This is a genomic window from Sphingomonas sp. Leaf25, from assembly GCF_001421635.1.
In the GTDB taxonomy this organism is placed as follows: domain Bacteria; phylum Pseudomonadota; class Alphaproteobacteria; order Sphingomonadales; family Sphingomonadaceae; genus Sphingomonas.
The window spans coordinates 42,000-48,064 of the sequence record NZ_LMKU01000001.1 but is presented as its reverse complement, the minus strand read 5'-3'; the positions used below and the strand labels follow the sequence as shown (position 1 = coordinate 48,064).

Sequence of the window (6,065 nt, the reverse complement as noted above, 5' to 3'; positions counted from 1 at the left end):
GTTGTGGAGCGCTTACGTTTCCTCGCGGGCCGCCCCACCCCCTGCCCCTCCCTTGTCAGGGAGGGGAGCAGATTGGGACGGCATTTCGTTGAACGTCGATCCGCCCTAAAACCACCCCTCGCCCTGCAATACCTCCACCTGTCCACGCGCGACAGGTGCCTCGATCCCGCCGGTCAGCGTCAGGCGGAGGTTGCGCCCGTCGCGGGTCATCCCCCGCACATGGCCGCGCGCCACCCACCAGCTCCGGTGGACCAGCCGTCCGTCGATCCCCTCCAGCTCGGCGGCCGCGTCGCGCATCCGCATCAGGATCAGTGTCGATCCCGCCGGGGTATGCGCCCGGACATAATGATCTTCCATCTCCAGCGCGATCAGCTCGCGCCCCAGATGCGGCGGCAACCGGTCGAGAAACGCCGGGGCCGCCAGCGCCTCGACCACCACCGGTGCGACCGGCGGGGCCGGCGGCTCGATCCGTTCCACCACCGGCGCCGTGCGCAGCACCCGCCGGTGCCCGAGCCAGAAGATCAGCGTGATCGCCGACCCCAGCACCAGCACATTGGCATAGGTGGCAAGCCACCCGCTTGCCGAGGGCAGGACCAGCGGCTGCCACACGCCGTTCGCCGCCCAGGTCAGCACCGTCATCGGCACCGTCGCGATAAGGCAGGCGACGACCCACAGCGCCGCTTCGGGCAGGTCGAGCGCGTCCGCCACCCGGCACGCCGCCACCGTCGCCGGTCGGTAGCAAAGGTATCCCGCCAGCACGACCGCCACCCAATACACCAGCCGCCACGCGAACGGCGCGGCGAAGCTGCCGAACGGCCCCAGCACCGCCAGCACGACGCCCACGCCGCCGATGATGGCAAGATCGATCAGCAGTCGGCGGGCATCGGGCATCGGCGGTTCGCTCGCAAAGGGACAGGACGGGCGTCCAATACCCTGCCATTTCACGCTTCGTGAAGGGGCAGGGCGCCGCTTTCACGATGGCACGTGCCGGTTTCGCGTAACCCCGCTTGCCCGCGAAGCGCGGCACGCCATCACCGGGGCCGACACCAGCTACCGGAGCCGATCGATGACCGCCGCCACGCTTTCCCGCCCCCCCGTCACCCCCGACGTGCCGCTCGCCGCGCGGATCGTGGCGATTGTCGGCGGCGGGTTGCTCGGCCTTGGCAGCATCTATGCGCTGCTGCGCGCGCTCGTCGGGCTCGCCCCCGTCGCGCCCGGCGCGCATGACGTGGCGGTCGCGATCCACCTGATGAGCGTGCTGCCCGCGATCCCGCTCGGCCTCTATGTCCTGCTCACGCGCAAGGGCGGGGCACGCCACCGCCTGCTCGGCCGCGTCTGGATGGGGTTGATGGTGTCGACCGCCTTGAGCGCGCTCTTCATCCGCCAGCTCAACCATGGCGGTTTCTCGTGGATTCACATCTTCGTGCCGGTCACGCTCCTCGCCGCATGGGCCGCGATCGCCGCGGCCCGCGCCGGCCGGATCGCCAAGCATCGCAACCGGCTGATCGGCATGTATGTCGGCGCGCTGGTCATTCCGGGGATGTTCGCCTTCGCGCCGGGGCGGGTCATGTGGACTTGGGCTTTTGGATGAGGCCGCGCCTCTTGCCGATGGCGGTCACAACCGTTACATTATGCTGCAATGCACAACGTCACCGCCTCCACGCAGGATCGCGACCCTGCGACCGATTCCGCCACCGAGGAACTGCGCGCGTCGATCAGCGACATCATTCGCTTCGCGCTGATGCAGAAGATCTGCATCTCGGTCCGCTACAACAACATGGACATGCTGCTCGCCCCGCACATGCTGTGGACCCGGCACGGCGACCTGCACGTCGATGCGGTGACGGTCGAACGTGCCGGCAGCGCGCCCAAGGTGACGAAGCTTGGCACGTTCAAGCTGCTCGGCCTCGGCAATGTCGCGCTCACGTCGCGCACCTTCGTGCCGCAGACCGATTTCAACTCCGCCGATCCCAAATATGCCGAGGCCCCGATCGCGCACGTCGGGCGCTGATCCGCTTGCACCCCGTCGCACGCGGGGCCATGGAGCCCCTGGGCGGAATCATGGCGGACGAAGATCAATGACCAGCATCGGCATCTTCGGCCGGCAGGGCCGAATGGGGCACGCGATCGAACGCGAGATCGAACGGATCGGCGAAGGCTTCGCCGGCGGCACCGATCAGGGCGACGATCCCGCGGCGCTCGCGGCCAAGGCCGACGTGCTGGTCGACTTCTCCTCGCCACTGGCGCTCGAGGCCAATCTGGCGGCGGCGCGCGCGCACGCCACCCCGATCCTGATCGGCACCACCGGCCTGAGCGACCGTCACCAGGCGATGATCGATGCCGCCGCGCAGGACATTGCCGTGCTCCAGACCGGCAACACCTCGCTCGGCATCGCGCTCTTGTCGCGGCTGGTGCGCGACGCCGCGCGGCGGCTGGGTCCCGACTGGGACATCGAGATCGTCGAGTCGCACCACCGGCTGAAGGTCGACGCGCCGTCGGGCACCGCGCTGATGCTGGGCGATGCCGCCGCCGAGGGTCTGGGCACCACGCTCGCCGACAGCGGGGTGATCGGCCGCGCGGGACTCGTCGGCGCGCGCGCGGGCGGCACGATCGGCTTCGCATCGCTGCGCGGCGGCACCGTCATCGGCGATCATCAGGTGGTGTTCGCGGGTGAGGGCGAGCGGATCGAACTGTCGCACCGCGCCGACGACCGCGCGCTGTTCGCACGCGGCGCGGTGCGTGCCGCCCAGTGGCTGACGCAGGCTCCCGTCGGTCGCCACGGCATGGACGCGGTGGTCGGCGTTTGAGGAAGGCGGACGTCTTTGCCTTTTTCGAACGGCTGGCATCGGACAATCCGCACCCCGAAACCGAACTCGAATCGGTCAACGACTATACGCTGCTGGTCGCGGTCGTCCTCTCGGCGCAGGCGACCGACGTCGGCGTGAACAAGGCGACGCGCGCGCTGTTCGCCACCGTCGACACGCCCGAAAAGATGATCGCGCTGGGCGAGGATGGCCTGAAGGCGCACATCCGCACCATCGGCTTGTTCAATGCCAAGGCGAAGAACGTGATCGCGCTCAGCGAGTCGCTGGTCGCCAATTACGGCGGACAGGTCCCGGCGGACCGTGCCGCGCTGGAAACGCTGCCCGGCGTCGGGCGCAAGACCGCGAACGTCGTGATGAACGTCGCGTTCGGCGCGGAAACCTTCGCGGTCGACACCCATATCTTTCGCGTCGGCAACCGCACCGGCCTCGCGCGCGGCAAGACGCCGAACGCGGTGGAAGCGGTGCTCGACCGCGTCGTGCCGCAGCCGTTCCGGCTCCACGCGCACCACTGGCTGATCCTCCACGGCCGCTATGTCTGCAAGGCGCGGCGGCCCGAATGCTGGCGCTGCCCGGTCGCCGATCTGTGCGCCTTCCGCCCGAAAACGCCGGCTCCGCCCGAAAAACCGGCGAAACGGCTGGCATAAGCCATCACGCTTTGCTAGGTGCCTGCGTCCCGGCGATGCACCCGTAGCTCAGCTGGATAGAGCGCTGCCCTCCGAAGGCAGAGGCCACTGGTTCGAATCCAGTCGGGTGCACCAGTTTCCTACCGCGTCGATGATGTGCCGCCATGCCGCCGCACGAACCACGCCGCCGACACCGCGCTCGCCACCGCCAGCACGACCCCGGTCGCCAGCACCGCACGCTCGAAGAAGCCGAGCCATGCGCCATGCCCCTGCGTCAGCGTGCGCAGCACCAGCAGCGCGACGCTGCCGGCATAGCCGAACGAATCGGCGAGATAGATCAGGAACGCGGCATTGCCCGGCATCCGCGACAGCGACATCATCCGGTCGAACAGCACCGCGCTGAACGGGGCATAGGCGATGTAGATGCCGATTCCGGTCCAGATCACCCAGCCGACCGAGCCGAGCACCCCCGAGCGGAACAGCAACGTCGCCACGACCAGCAGCACCGCGCCGGCGAACACCGCCGCATGGATCGTCAGCAGCGCGCCCAGATTGCTGCGCACCAGCGTCAGCAGCGCCATCGCCGCCAGCACGACGATCGTCACCGGCACCTCCGACACCGCAAAGATCGCGGGCGAGGCGGCGTGGCCGAGCGCCGCCCATAGTTCGGGGGCGAAATTGTCGCGGAAATCGCGCAGCGCGGTCAGGATCACATAGCCGGGGATCAGCACGATCAGCGGCACGGCATGCGCGCGGACATAGGCCCGCCGCGCCGGCCCATCCATCGCCAGGCGGACGCCGCGTGCCGCCTCGTCCGCCGCATCGGGCGGGGGCAGCCGGCCGAGCACTGCCAGCGCGACGACCAGCACCGGCGCGAACAACACGCCGGTCAGCGCCGGCATGACGAACGGCGACACCCCGCCTGCGACCAGCAGCGCCCCGACGCTCTTGGTCACGCCCGACGACAGGATGAAGCTGGCGGTCAGCATCGCCGCCAGCAGGTCGGACGCCCGCCGTCCCTCCAGATAGCGGAACACGAGCCCCCAGATCATCCCCAGCGGCAATCCGTTCAGGAACAGGCAGAGCGGCCCGAACCGCGCCGGCAGCAGCGCGAAGCCGATCAGCGCCCCCCACGCCAGCGCGACCAGCGCGAGGATCAACCGCCCGCGCCCGCCCGCACGGTGGGCGGCGACCACCCGCACCCCCAGCATCTTGGACAGCGCATAGCCGATCGCCTGCGCGATCACGATCGTCGCCTTATAGTCCAGCCCCGGCCACAGCGCCGCCTGATCGGCGAAGCCGACCGCCGTCACCGGCTTGCGAAAGGCGTACATCGCGAAATAGACGGCGAACGCGGCCAGCCCGGCGGTCAGGAGCTGGCGACTAGTGGGGGAGGGGGCCGGCACGACGCACGCTGTATTGAACCGTTACCATGTCGGTTCCGTGACCGGTTGGCAGCGGGGGCGGGGCGTCCCATCTTGTCCACCATGGCCCTTGCCCGCTGGATCTCGCCGCAGCCGACCGGCATCTATCTTCCCGCGATCGATACGTGGATCGATCCGTCGCAACCCGTCGCCCGCGCGCTGGTGACGCATGGCCATGCCGATCACGCGCGCGGCGGCCATGGCCAGGTGTGGGCGACGCCCGAGACATTGGCGATCATGGCCGTCCGCTACGGCCCGCAGAACGGCGTCCCCGTCGCGTACGGCGAAAGCATCGCGATGGACGGCATCGACGTGTCGTTCGTCCCCGCCGGCCATGTGCTGGGATCGGCGCAGATCGTCCTCGACCATGCCGGCGAGCGGGTCGTCGTATCGGGCGACTACAAGCGTCGTGCCGACCCGACCTGCGCGCCGTTTCAACCGGTGAAGTGCGACGTGTTCGTGACCGAGGCGACCTTCGGCCTCCCCGTGTTCCGCCACCCCGATACCCGCGACGAGATGCGCAAGCTGCTCGCCGCGCTCACCACCGAGCCCGAGCGCTGCGTGTTGGTCGGCGCCTATGCGCTCGGCAAGGCGCAGCGGGTGATCGCCGAGGTCCGGGCGCTGGGCTATCACGAACCCATCTATCTGCACGGCGCGCTGCAACGGCTGTGCGATCTTTATGTCGAACTCGGCGTCGATCTGGGCGAGCTGCGTGCCGTGATGGACGCGGACAAGGCCGATCTACAGGGCCATATCGTCATGGCCCCGCCCTCGGCGCTGGGCGATCGCTGGTCGCGGCGGCTGCCCGATCCGATTACGGCGATGGCCAGCGGCTGGATGCGGGTGCGCCAGCGCGCCCGCCAGCGCGGCGTCGAACTGCCGCTGATCCTGTCCGATCACGCCGACTGGGACGAACTGACGACGACGCTCACCGAAATCGCCCCGCGCGAAGTTTGGGTGACGCACGGCCGCGAGGACGCGCTGGTCCACTGGTGCATGACCCGCCAGATCAAGGCCCGCGCGCTCGACCTCGTCGGCTTCGAGGACGAGGATGATTAGGGCAGATCAGCATTTCGGCGAGAGGTTCGATTTCTCCCCTCCCTGACAAGGGAGGGGGCGGGGGTGGGTAGGCCGGTTGTGGAGCGCGTAGGTTTCCTCGCGGANNNNACTGTTCAGGTCATGCCGGGGGCATG

At 69.2% G+C, this 6,065-nt stretch carries 7 protein-coding genes and 1 tRNA gene; 6 read left to right on the top strand and 2 right to left on the bottom strand.

Going from position 1 to position 6,065, the window contains the following annotated elements; genetic code table 11:
* Window positions 1-105: 105 nt before the first annotated feature.
* Window positions 106-891 carry a LytTR family DNA-binding domain-containing protein gene (locus ASE78_RS00280; protein ID WP_056491775.1) on the bottom strand — a complete coding sequence of 262 codons (786 nt, stop codon included), beginning with the start codon at window positions 889-891 and terminating at the stop codon, window positions 106-108.
* Window positions 892-1,066: 175 nt separating this feature from the next.
* Between ASE78_RS00280 and ASE78_RS00275 the strand changes: the two genes are divergently transcribed.
* The 5 genes from ASE78_RS00275 to ASE78_RS00255 all read left to right on the top strand — a co-directional run bounded on the left by ASE78_RS00275 (window position 1,067) and on the right by ASE78_RS00255 (window position 3,583).
* Window positions 1,067-1,591 carry a DUF2306 domain-containing protein gene (locus tag ASE78_RS00275; protein ID WP_056491772.1) on the top strand — a complete coding sequence of 175 codons (525 nt, stop codon included), beginning with the start codon at window positions 1,067-1,069 and terminating at the stop codon, window positions 1,589-1,591.
* A gap of 48 nt (window positions 1,592-1,639) precedes the next feature.
* On the top strand, window positions 1,640-2,011 hold the full coding sequence (locus tag ASE78_RS00270; protein WP_230770873.1) for a hypothetical protein: 372 nt from the start codon (window positions 1,640-1,642) through the stop codon (window positions 2,009-2,011).
* 67 nt (window positions 2,012-2,078) lie between these two features.
* Window positions 2,079-2,807: a 4-hydroxy-tetrahydrodipicolinate reductase gene (gene dapB / locus ASE78_RS00265; RefSeq protein WP_055761758.1), complete on the top strand. Its 729-nt coding sequence runs from the start codon at window positions 2,079-2,081 to the stop codon at window positions 2,805-2,807.
* On the top strand, window positions 2,804-3,469 hold the full coding sequence (gene nth / locus ASE78_RS00260) for an endonuclease III (RefSeq protein WP_055761753.1): 666 nt from the start codon (window positions 2,804-2,806) through the stop codon (window positions 3,467-3,469). The genes dapB and nth overlap by 4 nt, the downstream gene beginning before the upstream one ends.
* Window positions 3,470-3,506: 37 nt before the next feature.
* A tRNA-Arg gene (locus tag ASE78_RS00255) sits at window positions 3,507-3,583 on the top strand.
* Between the two features lie 5 nt (window positions 3,584-3,588).
* On the opposite strand, the gene ASE78_RS00250 is transcribed toward ASE78_RS00255, so the two are convergent.
* Window positions 3,589-4,854 carry a DUF5690 family protein gene (locus ASE78_RS00250; protein ID WP_056491769.1) on the bottom strand — a complete coding sequence of 422 codons (1,266 nt, stop codon included), beginning with the start codon at window positions 4,852-4,854 and terminating at the stop codon, window positions 3,589-3,591.
* Window positions 4,855-4,935: 81 nt separating this feature from the next.
* Between ASE78_RS00250 and ASE78_RS00245 the strand changes: the two genes are divergently transcribed.
* Complete coding sequence (locus tag ASE78_RS00245; RefSeq protein WP_055761747.1) at window positions 4,936-5,931, top strand: ligase-associated DNA damage response exonuclease; 996 nt, start codon at window positions 4,936-4,938, stop codon at window positions 5,929-5,931.
* The last annotated feature ends 134 nt before the right edge of the window (window positions 5,932-6,065 follow it).